This window comes from Streptomyces parvulus, assembly GCF_014648855.1.
Classification (GTDB): Bacteria; Actinomycetota; Actinomycetes; order Streptomycetales; family Streptomycetaceae; genus Streptomyces; species Streptomyces parvulus.
This window is the reverse complement of sequence record NZ_BMRX01000005.1, coordinates 1-19,674: the sequence shown is the minus strand read 5'-3', so window position 1 is coordinate 19,674 and position 19,674 is coordinate 1. Positions and strand designations below refer to the sequence as shown.

Here is a 19,674-nt window from a genome sequence, read left to right as displayed (position 1 = left end):
CCCGCGGGCGTCAGGCCTTGACGCGGATCTCCTTGCGGAGCTTGGTGGTGATGTCCACGGCGACGTCCTTCGTCACGCCCTTGGTGGCATCGCCGGGGGAGACCAGCGCGATCGTGCTGTAGTCCGACCAGGCGCAGATCCAGTCCGTCTTCTGCTTCTTGGTCAGCGGGTTCTTCCCCTCGACCCCCTGGCACTTCATGACCGCGCCGTCGATGTCGACCGACTCGGGCTCCCCGACCACCTTGCCGCCGCCACCGGTCTCGGCTGAGGACGAGGAGGAGTTCTTCTCCGACTCCTTCTTGAACTCGGCGAAGAACTTGTCGAGTACGGCCTCCGGCTCGGAGATCTTCCCGTACGCGCCGATGAAGGTGACGCCCTTGGCCGTCGCCATCTCGCTCGGGTCGGGGGCGGTCTCCGGGTCCGAGGGGTCGTAACCGGTCAGGTCGGCGGTGGTGTAGAAGCCGGTCACGCTCGTGCCGTTCTCCACCCCGCTCTTCTTGAGGTCCTCCACCGTGCTCTCGTCGGTCTCGGCGGACTCCTCGCTCGCGCGCTTGTAGTCGCCGAGGACCGTCGCCGGCGTCGTCAGCTTGTGCGCGCCGTCGTCCTCCAGGCCGCCCGCGCCGCCGCCCCCGCCCAGCACGAAGTACGCGCCCACGCCGATCGCCGCGACGACCGCCACGGCGCCGATGATCAGGCCGGTCTTCTTCTTGCCGCCGCCCGGCGCCGGGGGCTGGGGCATGCCGTAGGGCTGCTGGCCGTAGGGCGGCTGCTGGCCGTACGGGGGCTGCTGGCCGTAGGGAGGGGTCTGCGGCGGGACGCCGCCCTGCGGCTGCTGCTGCGGGTAGCCGTAGCCCGGCTGCGGGGGAGGGGACTGCTGGGGGTAGCCGTAGCCGGGCTGGGGGGCCTGCGGCGGCTGCTGGCCGTACGGGCCCGGCTGGCCGTACGGTCCGGGCTGCTGGGGCTGCCCGCCGTACGGGCCCGGCTGGTTGTGAGACATTCCTGGGTTCCCCTCCAGATGCTTACGTGATGCCGACATCCTGACTCAGACATGGCGTGCGCAGGTCACCGGGGGGCGCACCGTTACAAACGAAACGCGTTTCGGGACAGGGCCGTGACGCCCGTAAACTGACCCCCGTGACCGAGAACTCTCAGCAGCCGCAGCCCGCACCCACCACCGAACTGCCGACCCAGTACGCGCCGGCCGAGGTAGAGGGGAAGCTGTACGAGCGCTGGGTGGAACGGGGTTACTTCGAGGCCGACGCCAAGAGCGTGAAGCCTCCGTACACCGTCGTCATCCCCCCGCCGAACGTCACCGGCAGCCTGCACCTCGGCCACGCCTTCGAGCACACGCTCATCGACGCCCTGACCCGCCGCAAGCGCATGCAGGGATACGAGACGCTGTGGCAGCCCGGCATGGACCACGCCGGCATCGCCACGCAGAACGTCGTCGAGCGGGAGCTGGCCAAGGAGGGCAAGTCCCGGCACGACCTCGGCCGGGAGGCGTTCGTCGAGCGCGTCTGGCAGTGGAAGGCCGAGTCCGGCGGACAGATCAGCGGGCAGATGCGCCGCCTCGGCGACGCGGTCGCCTGGTCCCGTGAGCGCTTCACGATGGACGAGGGCCTCTCGCAGGCCGTCCAGACCATCTTCAAGCGGCTCTACGACGACGAGCTGATCTACCGCGCCGAGCGCATCATCAACTGGTGCCCGCGCTGTCTCACCGCGATCTCCGACATCGAGGTCGAGTACCAGGACGACGACGGCGAGCTGGTCTCCATGAAGTACGGGGACGGGGACGACACCATCGTCGTCGCCACCACCCGCGCGGAGACGATGCTCGGCGACACGGCCGTCGCCGTCCACCCCGAGGACGAGCGCTACAAGCACCTGATCGGCAAGCAGGTCAAGCTCCCGCTGACCGACCGCTCCATCCCGGTCGTCGCGGACGAGCACGTCGACCCCGAGTTCGGCACCGGCGCCGTCAAGGTGACGCCCGCCCACGACCCGAACGACTTCGAGATCGGCCAGCGCCACGACCTGCCCGCCATCGCGGTCATGGACGAGCACGCCGTCATCACCGCCCACGGCCCCTTCCAGGGCCTGGACCGCCTGGAGGCCCGCTCCGCCATCGTCGCCGCGCTGCGCGCCGAGGGCCGGATCGTCGCCGAGAAGCGGCCCTACGTCCACAGCGTCGGCCACTGCTCGCGCTGCAAGACCACCATCGAGCCGCGCCTGTCCATGCAGTGGTGGGTCAAGGTCGGCCCGCTCGCCAAGGCCGCCGGCGACGCCGTCCGCGACGGCAAGGTCAAGATCCACCCGCAGGAGATGGAGAAGCGGTACTTCGACTGGGTCGACAACCTCCACGACTGGTGCATCTCGCGCCAGCTGTGGTGGGGCCACCGCATCCCGGTCTGGTACGGGCCCAACGGCGAGGTCGTCTGCGTCGGCCCCGACGAGGAGGCGCCGGCCGGCGAGGGCTGGACGCAGGACAACGACGTGCTCGACACGTGGTTCTCCTCCGGCCTGTGGCCGTTCTCCACGCTGGGCTGGCCGGAGCGGACCGAGTCGCTCGCGAAGTTCTACCCGAACTCCGTCCTGGTCACCGGCTACGACATCCTCTTCTTCTGGGTCGCCCGGATGATGATGTTCGGCCTCTACGCGATGGACGGCACCCCGCCGTTCCACACCATCGCCCTGCACGGCATGGTCCGTGACCAGAACGGCAAGAAGATGTCCAAGTCCTTCGGGAACGTCGTCAACCCGCTGGACTGGATGGACAAGTACGGCTCCGACGCGCTCCGCTTCACCCTCGCGCGCGGCGCCAACCCGGGCGTCGACGTCCCCATCGGCGAGGACTGGGTCCAGGGCTCCCGGAACTTCGCCAACAAGATCTGGAACGCCACCCGCTTCGCGCTGATGAACGGCGCGACGGTCGAGGGCCCGCTCCCGGACGCCTCGCGGATGTCGTCCACCGACCGCTGGATCCTGTCCCGGCTGAACTCGGTGGTCGCCGAGGTCGACGCGTACTACGAGGACTACCAGTTCGCGAAGCTCTCCGACGCCCTGTTCCACTTCGCCTGGGACGAGGTCTTCGACTGGTACGTCGAGCTGTCCAAGACCACCTTCCAGGCCGGCGGCGAGGCGGCCGAGGTCTCCAAGCGCGTCCTGGGCGAGGTCCTGGACGTCACGCTGCGCCTGCTCCACCCGGTCGTCCCCTTCGTCACGGAGACCCTGTGGACCACCCTCACGGGCGGTGAGTCCGTCGTGATCGCCGAGTGGCCGGCGGACTCCGGTTTCCGGGACGCCGACGCCGAGCGGGAGATCGAGACCGTCCAGTCGGTGATCACCGAGGTCCGCCGCTTCCGCGCCGACCAGGGCCTCCAGCCCGGCCAGCGCGTCCCGGCCCGGCTGACCCTCGCGGGCAGCCCGCTCGCGGCCCACGAGGCGGCGGTGCGCCAGCTGCTCCGCCTCCAGCCCGAGGGCGACGCCTTCCAGGCGACGGCCACGCTGCCGGTCGCGGGCGTCGAGGTCGCCCTCGACCTCTCCGGGGTGATCGACTTCGCCGCCGAGCGCAAGCGGCTCGCGAAGGACCTCGCCGCGGCCGAGAAGGAGAAGGCCCAGGCCAACGCCAAGCTCGGCAACGAGGCCTTCCTCGCCAAGGCCCCGGACAACGTGGTCGACAAGATCCGCGGCCGCCTCACCAAGGCGGACGAGGACATCACCCGCATCCAGTCCCAGCTGGAGAAGCTGCCGCAGGCGTAACGCCGTAGGTCGATGAAGGCTCCCGGCGCATACAAGCGCCGGGAGCCTTCGCGCCCCAGGGGCGCGGGGAACTGCGCGACAAGCCACGACGGGCCGTCCCACGCCACGGGACCTCAGCCACCCCGCCGCGGGCGACCTCCGTAGACTGGGACCCGTGAGTGACAACCCCGGCGACAACGACCAGCCCGACCCCGCTGACCCCTTCGAGCAGATCATCGCGGAGGAGACCACCCGCGACCCCGACCTCGCCGTCATCGAGGCCGGCAGCCGCACCCTGCGCACCCAGGGCGGCCCCCCGCAGGCCGACGTCCCCGGGCGCCCCGAGGACCCCGAGGTGGACGAGGCCCTGCGCGAGGTCGAGGCGGAGCTGGCGACCCGCTGGGGCGAGACCAAGCTGGAGCCGTCCGTCGCCCGGATCGCCGCGCTGATGGACGTGCTGGGCGACCCGCAGCGCTCGTACCCCTCCATCCACATCACGGGGACGAACGGCAAGACCTCCACCGCCCGCATGATCGAGGCCCTGCTCGGCGCCTTCGAGCTGCGCACCGGGCGCTACACCTCGCCGCACGTGCAGTCGATCACCGAGCGCATCAGCCTGGACGGCGCCGCGATCTCCGCCGAGCGCTTCGTCGAGACGTACCGGGACATCAGGCCGTACGTCGAGATGGTGGACGCCCAGCAGGAGTACCGGCTGTCCTTCTTCGAGGTGCTGACCGGCATGGCCTACGCCGCGTTCGCCGACGCGCCCGTGGACGTCGCCGTCGTCGAGGTCGGCATGGGCGGCTCCTGGGACGCGACCAACGTCATCGACGGGGACGTCGCCGTCGTCACCCCCATCGACCTGGACCACACCGACCGCCTGGGCGAGACGCCCGGCGAGATCGCGACCGAGAAGGCCGGCATCGTCAAGCAGGACGCGACCGTCATCCTGGCCCAGCAGCCGGTGGACGCCGCGCAGGTGCTGCTGAAGAAGGCCGTCGACGTCAACGCCACCGTCGCCCGCGAGGGCCTGGAGTTCGGCGTCGTCTCCCGGCAGGTCGCCGTCGGCGGCCAGCTGATGACCCTGCGCGGCCTCGGCGGCGAGTACCCCGAGCTCTACCTGCCGCTGCACGGCGCCCACCAGGCGCACAACGCCGCCGTCGCGCTGGCCGCCGTGGAGGCGTTCTTCGGCGTCGGCGCGCAGCGGCCCGAGCCCCTGGACGTCGACACCGTCCGCAAGGCCTTCGCCGCCGTCGCCTCGCCCGGACGGATGGAGGTGGTGCGCCGCTCGCCGACCGTGGTGCTGGACGCCGCCCACAATCCGGCCGGAGCACGGGTCACCGCGGAGGCCGTCGGGGAGGCGTTCGAGTTCAGCCGCCTCATCGGCGTGGTCGGCGCGAGCGGCGACAAGAACGTGCGGGGCTTCCTGGAGGCCTTCGAGCCGGTCTTCGCCGAGGTCGTCGTCACCCAGAACTCCAGCCACCGCGCGATGGACGCGGACGAACTGGCCGGCATCGCCGTCGAGGTGTTCGGCGAGGACCGCGTCCAGGTCGAGCCCCGGCTGCCGGACGCCCTGGAGGCCGCGATCACGCTGGCCGAGGAGGAGGGCGAGTTCTCGGGCGGCGGTGTGCTCGTCACCGGTTCCGTCATCACCGTCGGCGAGGCCCGACTGCTCCTGGGGAGGGGCTGAGAAACCGTGCGTACGCTCTGTGCTTCCACTCTGATCGGCGAGGTCTTCGTGATCGGCTTCGCCGGCCTGGTCGCGATGAAGGACCCGGACCTGTCCACGGGGACGGTGTGGACGGTCTGCGGCATCGCCATGTTCCTGTGCGTGGCGCTGTGCGGCGCCGTGACCCGGCCGGGCGGCGTCGCCCTCGGCTGGGCGCTGCAGATCGCCCTGATCGCCTCCGGCTTCGTCGTCCCGGCGATGTTCTTCCTGGGCGTCGCCTTCGCGGCCCTGTGGTGGGCCTCCGTGCACTACGGGCGCAAGATCGACGAGGCGAAGGCGAGATTCGCCGCCCAGAGCGAGGCCGCCGCCCCGGACGCCGCCTGAGCCGGCGCCGGACGGTGCCGGGGACGGGCGTCGCGGAGCGCCCGGCGGCGGGCGCCCGGGGCAGCGGCTGACGCTGTGTGACCGGCGCCGCGACACGCCCGGTAACCTCAGTCATCACCCGCACAACCGCACACCTCCAAGGGAGCCCCTCGTGACGCAGCGCAGCCTCGTCCTCCTCAAGCCCGACGCCGTCCGTCGTGGCCTGACCGGCGAGATCATCAGCCGTATCGAGCGCAAGGCCGGCTGGCAGATCACCGCGCTGGAACTGCGCACCCTGGACGCCGAGACCCTGGAGCAGCACTACGGCGAGCACAAGGGCAAGCCCTTCTACGAGCCGCTGGTCGAGTTCATGGCGTCCGGCCCGGTCGTCGCCCTGGTCGTCGAGGGCGAGCGGGTCATCGAGGGCGTGCGCGCGCTGGCCGGCCCGACCGACCCGATCGCCGCCGCCCCCGGCTCCATCCGCGGGGACTACGGCGTCATCGTCCGGGAGAACCTGATCCACGCCTCCGACTCCGAGGAGTCCGCCGAGCGCGAGCTGAAGATCTTCTTCCCGGGCCGGGTCTGAGCCCGCACCGGGACACGCCGCACCACCTTTTTTCTGACCGCGCGTCAGTCGAACGGCCCAGGCGGAGCAGGAGGGCGGTCGCCCTGAAAGCGGCCGCCCCGCGGCATATGCGCGCCTGTTCGGGGGAACGGATCCCACCGTTGGCCCGTCTCCACAAGCGAGGCGGTGCGCCATCTGCTGACAATGGCGAAGACCCTCGCGCAGTGTTCGCGAAAGCGCGTCTACGATAGAAGCCTCCACGCGTCACTGCACCCACTTCGCCTACCTGAAAAGCCCTCAAAAGCTCCTGGGAAGGCCAGTCGAATCCTGATGGGGAACTCAATGTCGTTCATCGGCCGTGACATGGCTGTCGACCTCGGGACCGCCAACACGCTGGTGTACGTCAGGGGTCGCGGGATCGTACTCAACGAGCCGTCCGTCGTCGCGATCAACACCAACACCGGTGGCATCCTCGCGGTCGGCGCCGAAGCGAAGAAGATGATCGGGCGCACGCCCGGCAACATCGTTGCCGTGCGTCCGCTGAAGGACGGCGTCATCGCCGACTTCGAGATCACCGAGCGGATGCTCCGCTACTTCATCCTGAAGATCCACAAGCGGCGGTATCTGGCTCGTCCGCGGGTCGTCGTCTGTGTGCCCTCGGGCATCACGGGTGTCGAGCGCCGCGCCGTCATCGAGGCGTCGTCCCAGGCCGGCGCCCGGCAGGTGCACATCATCGAGGAGCCCATGGCCGCGGCCATCGGCTCCGGCCTGCCGGTCCACGAGGCCACGGGCAACATGGTGGTGGACATCGGCGGCGGCACCACGGAGGTCGCGGTCATCTCGCTCGGCGGCATCGTCACGGCCCAGTCCATCCGCGTCGCGGGTGACGAGCTGGACAACGCGATCATCCAGCACGTGAAGAAGGAGTACAGCCTCCTCCTGGGTGAGCGCACGGCCGAGCAGATCAAGATCACGATCGGCTCCGCGTACGACCTCGACTCCGACGAGCACACCGAAATCCGTGGCCGGGACCTGGTCTCCGGCCTGCCCAAGACCGTCGTCATCTCCGCCGCCGAAGTCCGCAAGGCGATCGAGGAACCGGTCAACGCGATCGTCGACGCCGTCAAGACGACCCTCGACAAGTGTCCGCCGGAGCTGTCCGGCGACATCATGGACCGGGGCATCGTCCTGACCGGCGGCGGCGCGCTGCTGCGCGGGCTCGACGAGCGGCTGCGCCGGGAGACCGGCATGCCGATCCACATCGCCGAGGACCCGCTGGACAGCGTAGCGCTCGGCTCCGGCAAGTGCGTCGAGGAGTTCGAGGCGCTCCAGCAGGTCCTGGACGCCTCGCCCCGCAGATGACGTAACACTTCGGTTCCGCCGTACGAGACGATCTCCTCTCGTGCGGCGGATCGTTGATATAGAGGGTTCCAGTACCGGACGTACGTGAAGCGCCCGATGCACCGCACGTACCGCGACGTACCGAATCAGCTGAATTCCTGAACACCGCCACGTAAATTCCGAGATTCCCGAATTTCGACGAGGAAGGCACGGCCGCCGCACGTGAGGGACACGAAAGAGAGCCGGCTGCTCCTGGTACTGCTGATCGCCGTCGCGTTCGCGCTGATCACGGTGGACATCCGCGGTGGGGAGGACTCCCCGGTCGACGGTGCCCGGCAGGCCGCGGCCAACGTCTTCGGTCCGATCGAGAACGGGGTCTCCTCCGCGGTCGACCCGGTCGGCAACGCCGTCTCGGCCATCCGCGACTCCGGCGACCGGCACGACCGCCTCGCCGCACTGGAGACGCAGAACGCGGCCCTGAAGGCGAAGCTCGGCAGCGACGAGCGCGGCCGCAGCCGGCTCAAGCAGTTCGACAAGATGCTGGGCCTGGCCGGGGCCGGGCAGTACGGGATCAAGGGCGCCCAGGTCATCGCCATAGGAGCCGCCCAGGGCTTCTCCTGGACCATCACCATCGACGCCGGGGCCAACGACGGCATCAAGCGCGACATGACCGTCCTCAACGGCGACGGACTCGTCGGACGCGTCACCACCGTCGGCCCGAACAGTGCCACCGTGCTGCTCGCCAACGACCCGGACTTCACCGTCGGCACCCGCATGGAGTCCGGCGACGAACTCGGATTCGCCGCCGGCCAGGGCAGCCGCCCGCTGCGCGTCGAACTGCTCAACGGCAAGGCCGACGTCAAGAAGGGCGACCGCCTGGTCACCTTCGGCTCCCAGGCCGACAAGCCGTTCGTGCCCGGCGTCCCGGTCGGCACCGTCTCCCGCGTCGACCCCAACGGCGGGGACCTCACCCGGATCCTGGAGGTCACCCCGTTCGTCAGCTTCACCAAGCTCGACATCATCGGCGTCGTCGTCCAGGCCCCGCAGAAGGACCCGCGCGACACCGTGCTCCCGGAGAAGGCGAAGCCCAAGCCCACGCCGACCGTGACGGTCACCGCGACCCCGTCCGCCGGCGCCGACCCGGAGGGCCTGACGCAGAACGGCCAGGACGAGCAGTCGCAGCAGGACCAGCAGTCCCAGCAGGACCAGCAGAACGACCAGACAGAGCAGAACGAGCAGACCGAGCAGTAGGAGTTCTCACCCCATGCGCGTCAACCGGATCCTGCTGTCCGTCGCCCTGGTCGTCGTCGCCCTGGTGGTCCAGGTGAGCGTTCTCGCCCGCCTCCACCTGCCCGGCGCCGTCCCCGACCTGCTGCTCCTCACCGTCCTCGGCCTCGCCCTGGTCTACGGCCACGTCGGCGGCGCCCTCGTCGGCTTCGGCGCCGGACTCCTCGCCGACCTCGCCCCGCCCGCCGACCACGCGGCCGGCCGCTACGCCCTGGTGCTCTGCGTCATCGGCTACCTCGCCGGACTCGCCAAGCCCGACAACGGCAGGCTCAGGTCGGCCACCGGCCCCATGGTCGTGGTCGTCGCCGCCGCCGTCGGCACCACCCTGCTCTACGCCGGTGTCGGCGCCCTGGTCGGCGACACCGCCGCCCGCCACGTCGGCCTGCCCAGCCTGCTGTTCACGGCCGCGCTGTACGACCTGCTGCTCGCGCCGTTCGTCGTCCCCGGCGTCATGGCGCTCGCCCGGCGCGCCGACAACGACCCGCTGGCCGACACCAACGCCGCCGCCCAGAGCCCCGACATCTCCTCCGGCTGGCTCTCCGGCGGCACCGGCCTGCGCATCGGCAGACAGCGCACCGGGCTACGGGTCAAGACCGCGCGGGCCCGCGTGGCCCGGGCCGGACGCATCAAGGGGGTCAAGCGGCTGTGACGACGCGGCAGCACACGGGGAAACCAGCACATCGCGAGGGGGAGGCGGCAGACCAGTGACCACCTCCCACCCGTCGCCCACCACCGCCCTCGACCGAATGGGCTGCGCCCATGACTAACATTCCCGAGACCGGCCGCAGCACCCGCGTCCAGACCCGGCTCGTCGTCATCCAGATCCTCGTCCTCTCCCTCCTCGCCACCCTCGGCGGCCGGCTCTGGTACCTCCAGATCCGCCAGGGCGACGAGTACGCCGAGGAGGCCTCCGGCAACCACGTCCAGCAGGTCGTCCAGCCCGCCACCCGCGGCTCCATCCTGGACGCCCGCGGCGTGCCGCTCGCCGACAACGAGACCCGGCTCGTGGTCTCCGCCTCGCGCACCGAACTGCTGAAGATGAAGGACGACGGCAAGGGGGTCCTCACCAAGCTCGCCGCCGTCCTCGGCATGCAGCCCCAGGACGTCGTCGACAAGGTCCGGCTCTGCGACGCCAAGACCCCGCAGCCCTGCTGGAACGGCTCGCCCTACCAGCCGATCCCCGTCACCGACGAGGCCACCGTCAAGCAGGCCCTCCAGATCCGCGAGCGCGCCGAGGACTTCCCCGGCATCACCGCCGAGCCCATGGCCGTACGCCGCTACGCCGCGCCCGGCCAGTCCAACACCGCCCAGGTCCTCGGCTACCTCTCGCCGGTCACCGACGAGGAGCTGCAGAAGGCCCAGGACACCGACTCGCCCTTCCTGCGCTCCGACCAGGTCGGCCGCTCCGGTCTTGAACGCCAGTACGACAAGGCGCTGCGCGGCAAGGCCGGCGTCACCCGCTACGAGGTCGACAACCTCGGCCGCGTCATCGGCGAGGCCGAGTCCGACGCGGGCACCCCCGGCTCCAACCTCGTCACCAGCATCGACGCCCGCGTCCAGCGGGTCGCCGAGTACGAGCTGAACGAGGCGATGAAGGCCGCCCGCAAGGAGATGGACCGCAACACCAACCGGCTCTACGAGGCCGACGCCGGCGCCGTCGTGGTGATGGAGGCCAAGACCGGCCGCGTCGTCGCCATGGCCTCCAACCCCGACTACGACCCGAACGCCTGGGTCGGCGGCATCTCCGCCAAGGACTACAAGCGGCTCACCGGCAAGGACTCCAACTACCCGCTGCTCAACCGCGCCACCCAGGGCCAGGCGGCCCCGGGCTCCATCTTCAAGGTGGTCTCCTCGGCCGCCGCCGTGGAGGCCGGTTACGACTTCGACGGCAGGTACGACTGCTCCAGCGCCTACAACCTCGGCGGCCAGGTCTTCAAGAACTTCGAGTCGGCCAGCTACGGCCCGATCAGCCTCGGCCGCGCCCTGGAGCTGTCCTGCGACACCGTCTTCTACCGCCTGGCCCACGAGGAGTGGAAGAAGGACGGCGGCGCGAAGCCCAAGGATCCCAACGACTTCTTCTACAAGGCTGCCCACCAGTTCGGCCTCGGCAAGGAGACCGGCATCGACCTCCCCAACGAGGTCACCGGCCGCGTCCCCGACCGGCAGTGGAAGAAGGACTACTGGGAGGCCAACAAGGACGCCTGGTGCAAGACCGGCAAGAAGGACGGCTCGTACGTCGAGAAGCTCGCCTACGAGGGCTGCCTCGAGGGCAACAGGCTGCGCGCCGGTGACTCCATCAACTACTCCATCGGCCAGGGCGACACCCTCGTCACCCCCATCCAGATGGCCACCATCTACGCGGCCATCGCCAACGGCGGCACCCTCTACGACCCCAGCATCGGCAAGGCGGTCGTCAGCCCCGACGGCAAGCAGGTCAGCGCGATCGCACCCGAGTCGCACGGCAAGCTGCCGATAAGCAAGACCACGCTGGCCAAGATGGACGACGCCCTCGCCGGCGTCGCCACCCGCGGCACCGCCGCCTGGCGGTTCGGCGGCTGGCCGCAGGACAAGATCCCGATGCACGCCAAGACCGGTACCGCGGAGGTCCACGGCAAGCAGACGACGTCCTGGTTCGCGACGTACACCAAGGACTACTCCATCGTCATGACGATCTCCCAGGGCGGTACGGGCTCCGGCGCCTCCGGCCCCGCCGTCCGCAACATCTACGACGCCCTGTACGGCGTCGCGGACGACGGCGCGATCGACAAGAAGAAGGCGCTGCTGCCCCAGCCGCAGGCGAAGCTCCCGACGATCAAGGCCGACGGGACCATCCCGGCCCCGAAGATGCCCAAGGACATCGTCAAGGACCTCCAGCCCGACGAGAAGCTCTCCCCCGAGGAGGAGTACGCCCCCGTCGAGGAGCAGCAGCAGGGAGCCACCCCGCCCACCCAGAACACCGAGAACCGCGACACCAGGCGCCGCCGGCGCCGCGGCGGCACGGGCGGGCGCGGCACCGGCGGCGCACAGGGAAGCCGGAGGGCACGCGCATGACCGGCGCCAACAGCTTCCAGGTCTCCGGATACGGCCCCGAGAAGGCCGGCTGGACCCGCCTCTTCGCCCGGGACTCCATGGCCCGGCGGCTCGACTGGCCGATACTGCTGGCCGCCGTCGCGCTGTCGCTGCTGGGATCGCTGCTCGTCTACTCCGCGACCCGCAACCGGACCGAACTCAACCAGGGCGACCAGTACTACTTCCTCACCCGCCACCTGCTGAACACCGGCATCGGGCTCGCCCTGATGGTCGGCATCGTCTGGCTCGGCCACCGCGCCCTGCGCACCGCCGTACCGGTCCTCTACGGCGCCTCCGTGTTCCTGATCCTGCTGGTGCTCACCCCGCTCGGCTCGACCATCAACGGCGCCCACTCCTGGATCAAGCTGCCCGGCGGCTTCTCCCTCCAGCCCTCGGAGTTCGTGAAGCTCACGATCATCCTGGGCATGGCGATGCTGCTCGCCGCCCGCGTCGACGCGGGGGACCGGCAGCACCCGGACCACCGGACCGTGCTCCAGGCCCTGGGGCTGGCCACCGTGCCCATGCTGATCGTGATGCTCATGCCCGACCTCGGGTCGGTCATGGTCATGGTCATCATCGTGCTGGGCGTCCTGCTCGCCTCCGGGTCCAGCAACCGCTGGGTCTTCGGCCTGCTCGGCGCCGGCACCGCCGGGGCGCTCGCGGTGTGGCAGCTCGGCATCCTGGACGACTACCAGATCGCCCGCTTCGCCGCCTTCGCCAACCCGGCCCTCGACCCGGCGGGCGTCGGCTACAACACCAACCAGGCGCGCATCGCCATCGGCTCCGGCGGACTGACCGGCTCCGGCCTCTTCGAGGGCTCGCAGACCACCGGCCGGTTCGTTCCCGAGCAGCAGACCGACTTCGTCTTCACCGTCGCCGGCGAGGAGCTGGGCTTCCTCGGCGCGGGGCTGATCATCGCCCTGCTCGGCGTGGTGCTCTGGCGCGCCTGCAGGATCGCCCGCGAGACCACCGACCTGTACGGCACGGTCGTCGCCGCCGGGATCGTCGCCTGGTTCGCCTTCCAGACCTTCGAGAACGTCGGCATGACGCTCGGCATCATGCCGGTCACCGGACTGCCGCTGCCCTTCGTCTCCTACGGCGGCTCCTCCATGTTCGCCGTGTGGATGGCGGTCGGGCTGCTCCAGTCGATCACGGTGCAACGGCCCATGTCGGCCTGAGCGCGGTCCGCCGGTGATCGGCGGGCGGTAAGGGGGACCGTCCCGGCCGGGTTAGGCTGGATGGTCCCCCTTGTCAGCACACGAAGGTTCCGTGAGATGCCTGCCGAAGCCGCCGAGTCTGTGAAGTCTGTGTTTCCGCAGCTCGAAGCTCTGCTCCCGCATGTGCAGAAGCCGATCCAGTATGTCGGCGGAGAGCTCAACTCCACGGTCAAGGACTGGGAATCCTGCGACGTCCGCTGGGCCCTGATGTACCCCGACGCCTACGAGGTCGGACTGCCCAACCAGGGCGTCATGATCCTCTACGAGGTACTCAACGAACAGCAGGGCGTGCTGGCCGAGCGCACCTACAGCGTCTGGCCGGACCTGGAGGCCCTGATGCGGGAGCACTCCGTCCCGCAGTTCACCGTCGACAGCCACCGCCCGGTCGGCGCCTTCGACGTCTTCGGCCTCTCCTTCTCCACGGAGCTGGGCTACACCAACATGCTGACCGCGCTGGACCTGGCCGGCATCCCGCTGGAGTCCAAGGACCGCGGCATCGACGACCCCGTCGTCCTGGCCGGCGGCCACGCGGCGTTCAACCCCGAGCCGATCGCCGACTTCATCGACTGCGCCGTCATCGGCGACGGCGAGCAGGCGGTCCTGGAGATCACCGCGATCATCCGCGCCTGGAAGGCCGAGGGCCGCCCGGGAGGCCGCGAGGAGCTGCTCCAGCGCCTCGCCCGGACGGGCGGCGTCTACGTCCCCGGCTTCTACGACGTCGAGTACCTCCCCGACGGCCGCATCTCCCGCGTCGTCCCCAACCGCTCTGGCGTCCCGTGGCGCGTCTCGAAGCACACGGTCATGGACCTCGACGAGTGGCCCTACCCGAAGCAGCCCTTGGTGCCGCTGGCCGAGACGGTCCACGAGCGGATGTCCGTGGAGATCTTCCGCGGCTGCACCCGCGGCTGCCGCTTCTGCCAGGCCGGCATGATCACCCGCCCGGTGCGCGAGCGCTCCATCACCGGCATCGGCGAGATGGTCGACAAGGGCCTGAAGGCGACGGGCTTCGAGGAGGTGGGTCTTCTCTCCCTGTCCTCCGCGGACCACACCGAGATCGCCGACGTCGCCAAGGGCCTCGCCGACCGGTACACGGAGGACAAGATCGGCCTGTCCCTCCCGTCCACCCGCGTCGACGCGTTCAACATCGACCTGGCCAACGAGCTGACCCGCAACGGCCGCCGTTCCGGCCTCACCTTCGCCCCCGAGGGCGGCTCCGAGCGCATCCGCAAGGTCATCAACAAGATGGTCTCGGAGGAGGACCTGATCCGCACCGTCGCGACGGCCTACGGCAACGGCTGGCGCCAGGTGAAGCTCTACTTCATGTGCGGCCTCCCCACCGAGACCGACGACGACGTCCTCCAGATCGCCGACATGGCGACCCGGGTCATCGCCAAGGGCCGCGAGGTCTCCGGCTCCAACGACATCCGCTGCACGGTCTCCATCGGCGGTTTCGTCCCCAAGCCGCACACCCCCTTCCAGTGGGCCCCGCAGCTCTCCTCCGAGGAGACGGACGCCCGTCTGCAGAAGCTCCGCGACAAGATCCGCGGCGACAAGAAGTACGGCCGCTCCATCGGCTTCCGCTACCACGACGGCAAGCCCGGCATCGTCGAGGGCCTGCTCTCCCGCGGCGACCGCCGGCTCGGCGCCGTCATCCGCGCGGTCTACGAGGACGGCGGCCGCTTCGACGGGTGGCGCGAGCACTTCTCCTACGACCGATGGATGGCCTGCGCCGACAAGGCCCTCGCCCCCACCGACGTGGACGTCGACTGGTACACCACCCGCGAGCGCGGCTACGAGGAGATCCTGCCCTGGGACCACCTCGACTCCGGCCTCGACAAGGAGTGGCTCTGGGAGGACTGGCAGGACGCCCTCGACGAGACCGAGGTCGACGACTGCCGCTGGACGCCGTGCTTCGACTGCGGGGTGTGCCCCCAGTTCGACACATGGCCACAAACGGGCCCGACGGGCAAGAAGCTGCTGCCCCTGACGGTCAAGAAGTCCGACTGACCAGCGGAAACGGGGCTGTGGGATGAGCGAGCCGCTCCACCGCATCGCTGACGCTGTGGCTGACGTCACAGAGTCGGATGCGGTGGCGGTGCTGACCGCGCTCGGCTTGCAGAGGGATCGGCGGCAACCGGAGAAGAAGGCTTTGAGGACACCCCTGCCGGCGCCTGGCGCCTCCTCGGGCGTCTCGTCGGACGTGGAGTGGGTTTGACGGACGGACGGCCACCTGCCGACACATGGGTAGGTTCGTGACAAGGTTTGTTCGGCGCAGGAGACGGGTCGGCTGAGTGCCGTGGAAGCACTCTGCAGACGTACCTCAGAGCCGCGGGACTCACCGCGCTCTCGTCGTCCTCGTTGATGGCATGGAAGGCTTCGGGTGCCAGACGCTGTCGCGGTACGCCTGGAGGTGCGGTGAAAGAGTTGCTCTACCTTTCGGAAGCGAAGCTGGGTGAGTTCTTCTCCGGGGACAAGGCACACTTCACCGATCGGGCCGTGGAGACAGAGGTATCTGCTCTCGGCGCGGGCCTGCGTGTCGCAGTAGGTGAGACTCCGACTGGTGAGGCCGGTCTTGGTCAGAAATTGGAGCAGGTGTTAGCCCACGTTCGTGGGAAGTGTGACGCGCACACCAGTCTGCCGGCCTCCTGCGAGTCGCTCGCTCCACACGATTGGTTGGAGTTCGCTGGCTTCTTCAGGCACGGTGCCAGACTGCGTGACTGGGGACTCGACGACCGGGGCGTCTATACGTTCACCTCGTTTGAGGATCCACCCTGTGTGATGGGGAGGGGCGGTGACGCATGCGCCGGGGTCCAAGTCATCCTGTGCGGTTCTCGGAGACATGTCCTGGCTCAGTCCGACGCATCGCCTACGCGGATGGGCTCTGGTTCTGACTGGCTGCACGACCTGGCTGCGGACCTGGCCGAGAGGGAAGCGCAAGGCGACACGTCGCTACCGGAGACACTCCACGCGACCAGTCGGCGTGACAAGGAGTTTGCTGCACGGTCTGCGTACGACATGCTCCTGACTACCTATGAAGGGCCCGCATACCTGCACGGTCACGCACGAGTGCTCTGCAACTTCCCTCCTGACGTGTGGCAGCACCGGCTGATCGTGGCGACGCCTCTGTACGTCGAGGCCGTGCAGAGGCCCCGGCGCGGCGGTGTGGAACTGGGGGCAGGGAACCGAGCCTCCATGCCCTGGCGGCAGCGCTTGCCGCGACTCTGGCGTCGGAACGCGATCGACGGATCGTGACTACGGCAGTGCAGCGGATTGGGGGTGGCGTATGCCCGCAGATGGACACGGCCATCCAGATCGGGCCGACCGGGAAGAAGCTGCTGCCTCTCACGGTCAAGGACGCTGGTCCGGCGCCCGTATCGAGTGGTCACACACACTGAGGTTGGCCAGGCGCTCGATCGGGTGATCGAGGTGCTGGCGGGAGTGAGTGAGGACGAGACGCCGGCCGCGCTGTGCTGCGGCGGCCGACGCTTCGAGGCTTGTCCCGCGGTGCCTGTGCCGTCGCGTCGAACGCGGCTGCCGGGCCCGGGAGCGGCGGGGATCGTCTCCCAGGTGGAGTGGGTCTGAGCCCTCCGGGCCTCATTCCGGGGCATGCGAGTGCGCGGTGGAATGGTCGGACCGCGTCCGGACGCGACCTGTCATTGGCCTGACCCAGTCAGGCACCGGTGCTGCCGCCCCTCGACAACCGGCCTCGCCGAGTCAGGTCATGCCTTCTCCCAGCCGCGTGGGACGCGGCCCGGGCCTGACCGTGCGAGTCTGGTCATATCGGCATTTCGCAGGAGCCGAGGAAGTGGCAGCCATGGACATGAAACTCGAAGTCGTGGTGGTGCCGGTGTCCGATGTCGACCGGGCCAAGGGCTTCTATACGCGATTGGGCTGGAGGCTGGACGCGGACATCGCCACCGACGACAGCTTCCGGGTGGTCCAGGTGACGCCCCCAGGGTCGCCGGCGTCCGTCATCTTCGGCACCTCTGTCACCTCACAGGCTCCAGGCTCGGCCGAGGGCCTGCACGTCGTGGTGGACGACATCGACGCGGCGCACGACGAGCTGAAGCGGCTCGGCGCCGGGCCGAGCGAGGTGTTCCACGATGCAGGCGGCGTCTTCCACCACGCGGGGACAGAGGCCCGGGTGCCGGGCCCGGATCCGCAGCGAACCAGCTACGGCTCGTTCCTGTCCTTCAGCGACCCGGATGGCAACGGTTGGGTCGCGCAGGAGATCACCGGCCGGCTCCCGGGGCGCCTGGACCCCGCGACGACGACGTTCGCCTCGGCCGACGATCTGTCGAGCGCGCTGCGCCGGGCCGCGGCGGCACACGGGGCGCACGAGGCCCGCATCGGCGCGGAAGACCCCGATTGGCCTGATTGGTACGCCGAATACATGGTGCGTGAGCAGGCCGGCACCGAACTGCCGTCGTAGCGCCGCGGGGTTCCGGCCTCTGGAGTCGCTGAACGGCATGCCGGTGTGCACCAACACGCCAGGCGCGTCCGGGCCTGCCGCGGTCGCCCCGCGGACGACCCGTGCTCGCGCCATTAAGGTCCCGCGCCGCTGTCCCGAACTCGGAGAAGCGCATGAACACCTATCGAGCTGCACAGGTCGACACCGCAAACGGTTCCTTCCAAGTCGTCGAGCGTGAGATACCGCGACCTGGCCCCCGGCACGTACGCATTGCCGTCGAGGCCTGCGGAATCTGCCACAGCGACGCCGTCTTCGTCGGCGCCGGCATGCCCGGCGTGCGATTCCCGCTCGTTCCGGGGCACGAGGCCGCCGGGCGCATCGAGGAACTGGGCGAAGGAGCCGAGGAGAACACCTGGAACGTGGGGGACCGGGTCACGGTGGGCTGGTTCGGAGGGAGTTGCGGTCACTGCGTTCCCTGCCGCCAGGGCGACTTCATCGTCTGCGACAACCTCAAGATTCCCGGCATGACCTACGACGGAGGCTTCGCCGAGACCATGATCGCGCCGATTGACGCCCTCGCCAGGATCCCCGACGCCCTGACGGCGTCCGATGCGGGACCTATGGCGTGCGCGGGTGTCACGGCTTACAACGGCCTGAGGCGCAGCGCCGCCCGGCCCGGCGATCTCGTGGCCGTCCTGGGCATTGGCGGTCTCGGTCACCTGGGCGTCCAGTACGCGGTGGCCATGGGATTCGAGACCGTGGCCATCGCCCGAGGCGAGGAAAAGGCCGAGTTCGCCAGGCAACTGGGCGCGCACCACTACGTCAACAGCACCGGCGCGACACCGGTCGCGGAGGCTCTTCGATCCCTGGGTGGCGCCAAAGTCGTACTGGCGACGGCCGGAAGCTCCGACGCCATTGCGGCCACGGTGGACGGCCTGACGCACCGCGGCGAACTCGTCGTCATCGGAGTGAGCCCCGACCCTCTGGGAATCAGTCCACTCCAGCTGATCATGCCCGGCCGGACCGTGCGCGGCCACCCGTCCGGCACCGCGCAGGACGTGCAGGACACCATGGCGTTCAGCGCCCTGCACGGCATTCGCCCGATGGTCGAGGCCCTTCCGCTGGCAGAGGCCGACAGGGCCTACCAGAAGATGCTGTCGGGCGCCGCACGCTTCCGGATGGTGCTGACTACCGACTGACCCGGCCCAGCCGATCGCCACCGGTCCTGGCGGGTGATGGCCGCCGCGCCACCAAATCCGGTGGAGTCTCAGCGGCCGGGAGTAGTGGCTGATCGGGGACGACAGGTTGATCCCCGCCAAGGCGGCCGCTGTCTACTACGGCGATGTTGTGGGCTCTCTGCCGCCCGACGTACGCGTCCTCGACTGCGCGTGTGGAACCGGCCAGCTCGCCGTCGGTCTCGCGAGTCTTCGTCTCCGAGGGTGCGACCCCCTCACCTGATTCACCGGCCGATTCCTTCGTCCCGTCCGGATCCGGACGGGACGTCTCGGCGTCTGTGCCGGTATGGACCTCGAGAAGCGGACGTCCGGCCCGCCGCAGGAGCCGCCGCCGCGGCGATCGGACCCGGAGGGGTGCGTCGCCGCGGCGATCCGCGTCCCGGTGCGGATCGTCGTGCTGGTGCTGGTCGTACCGGTGCGCATGGCGTGGGACCTGCTGGTCGTGGCCGGGCGGCTCCTGCGCGACACCGTGCTCCGTCCCCTGGGGCGGGCACTGGCCTGGCTGGGGCGGGTGCTCTTCGTGTGGCCGCTGGTCGCGGTGTGGCGGTATGCCGTCGTGCCGCTGGGCAAGGGGCTGGCCGTGCTGGGGCACGTGCTGCTCGTGGTGCCGGCCGTCTGGTTCCACACGTGGGTGCTGACTCCGGCGGGGCGGGCGATCGTGTGGTGCGCCGCCGGGGTGGGCGCGGGGCTCGTCGCCGTCGGGCGCGGGCTGTACGCCGTTCTCGCCCTGCTCGGGCGGTACCTCGTCGTCGTGCCGGCCGTCTGGTTCCACACGTGGG

14 protein-coding genes and 2 pseudogenes are annotated in these 19,674 nt (G+C 69.8%); 15 read left to right on the top strand and 1 reads right to left on the bottom strand.

All coding sequences use genetic code 11. The annotated features are described in order from the left end of the window. Positions 1-10: 10 nt before the first annotated feature. Positions 11-997 carry a hypothetical protein gene (locus IE108_RS10185; RefSeq protein WP_064727873.1) on the bottom strand — a complete coding sequence of 329 codons (987 nt, stop codon included), beginning with the start codon at positions 995-997 and terminating at the stop codon, positions 11-13. A 137-nt stretch (positions 998-1,134) separates the two neighbouring features. On the opposite strand from IE108_RS10185, the gene IE108_RS10180 reads away from it, so the two are divergent. The 15 genes and pseudogenes from IE108_RS10180 to IE108_RS10120 form a co-directional block, all read left to right on the top strand. After that, entirely contained in the window at positions 1,135-3,759 is a 2,625-nt protein-coding gene (locus IE108_RS10180; RefSeq protein WP_064727872.1) for a valine--tRNA ligase, read from the top strand. Positions 3,760-3,913: 154 nt separating this feature from the next. Beyond that, a complete protein-coding gene (gene folC / locus IE108_RS10175) occupies positions 3,914-5,428 on the top strand; it encodes a bifunctional tetrahydrofolate synthase/dihydrofolate synthase (protein ID WP_064727871.1) in 1,515 nt (504 codons plus the stop codon). Between the two features lie 6 nt (positions 5,429-5,434). Then, positions 5,435-5,791: a DUF4233 domain-containing protein gene (locus IE108_RS10170; protein ID WP_064727870.1), complete on the top strand. Its 357-nt coding sequence runs from the start codon at positions 5,435-5,437 to the stop codon at positions 5,789-5,791. A 151-nt stretch (positions 5,792-5,942) separates the two neighbouring features. After that, a complete protein-coding gene (gene ndk, locus IE108_RS10165) occupies positions 5,943-6,356 on the top strand; it encodes a nucleoside-diphosphate kinase (protein ID WP_064727869.1) in 414 nt (137 codons plus the stop codon). Between the two features lie 321 nt (positions 6,357-6,677). Further along, positions 6,678-7,697, top strand: a complete 1,020-nt coding sequence (locus tag IE108_RS10160; RefSeq protein WP_007449816.1) for a rod shape-determining protein — start codon at positions 6,678-6,680, stop codon at positions 7,695-7,697. Positions 7,698-7,898: 201 nt separating this feature from the next. Then, a complete protein-coding gene (mreC, locus tag IE108_RS10155) occupies positions 7,899-8,927 on the top strand; it encodes a rod shape-determining protein MreC (RefSeq protein ID WP_064727868.1) in 1,029 nt (342 codons plus the stop codon). Positions 8,928-8,940: 13 nt separating this feature from the next. After that, on the top strand, positions 8,941-9,612 hold the full coding sequence (gene mreD / locus IE108_RS10150) for a rod shape-determining protein MreD (protein ID WP_064727867.1): 672 nt from the start codon (positions 8,941-8,943) through the stop codon (positions 9,610-9,612). 110 nt (positions 9,613-9,722) lie between these two features. Then, entirely contained in the window at positions 9,723-12,014 is a 2,292-nt protein-coding gene (gene mrdA / locus IE108_RS10145) for a penicillin-binding protein 2 (RefSeq protein ID WP_064727866.1), read from the top strand. Then, positions 12,011-13,210: a rod shape-determining protein RodA gene (gene rodA, locus IE108_RS10140; RefSeq protein WP_064727865.1), complete on the top strand. Its 1,200-nt coding sequence runs from the start codon at positions 12,011-12,013 to the stop codon at positions 13,208-13,210. Before mrdA ends, rodA begins: the two co-directional genes overlap by 4 nt. Positions 13,211-13,306: 96 nt before the next feature. Further along, complete coding sequence (locus IE108_RS10135) at positions 13,307-15,256, top strand: TIGR03960 family B12-binding radical SAM protein (RefSeq protein ID WP_064727864.1); 1,950 nt, start codon at positions 13,307-13,309, stop codon at positions 15,254-15,256. Positions 15,257-15,610: 354 nt separating this feature from the next. Beyond that, positions 15,611-16,501 carry an SAVMC3_10250 family protein gene (locus tag IE108_RS35310; protein WP_064727862.1) on the top strand — a complete coding sequence of 297 codons (891 nt, stop codon included), beginning with the start codon at positions 15,611-15,613 and terminating at the stop codon, positions 16,499-16,501. A 562-nt stretch (positions 16,502-17,063) separates the two neighbouring features. Then, the gene (locus IE108_RS10130; RefSeq protein ID WP_064727860.1) at positions 17,064-17,681 is read left to right on the top strand and encodes a VOC family protein; all 618 of its coding nucleotides are present in this window, start codon (positions 17,064-17,066) and stop codon (positions 17,679-17,681) included. Between the two features lie 152 nt (positions 17,682-17,833). Then, positions 17,834-18,859, top strand: coding sequence for an alcohol dehydrogenase (locus IE108_RS10125; RefSeq protein WP_064727859.1), 1,026 nt, complete (start codon positions 17,834-17,836; stop codon positions 18,857-18,859). Positions 18,860-18,947: 88 nt separating this feature from the next. Then, positions 18,948-19,094: pseudogene (locus tag IE108_RS34790) on the top strand (SAM-dependent methyltransferase); the annotation flags it as partial. Positions 19,095-19,181: 87 nt separating this feature from the next. Further along, positions 19,182-19,674: pseudogene (locus tag IE108_RS10120) on the top strand (hypothetical protein); the annotation flags it as partial.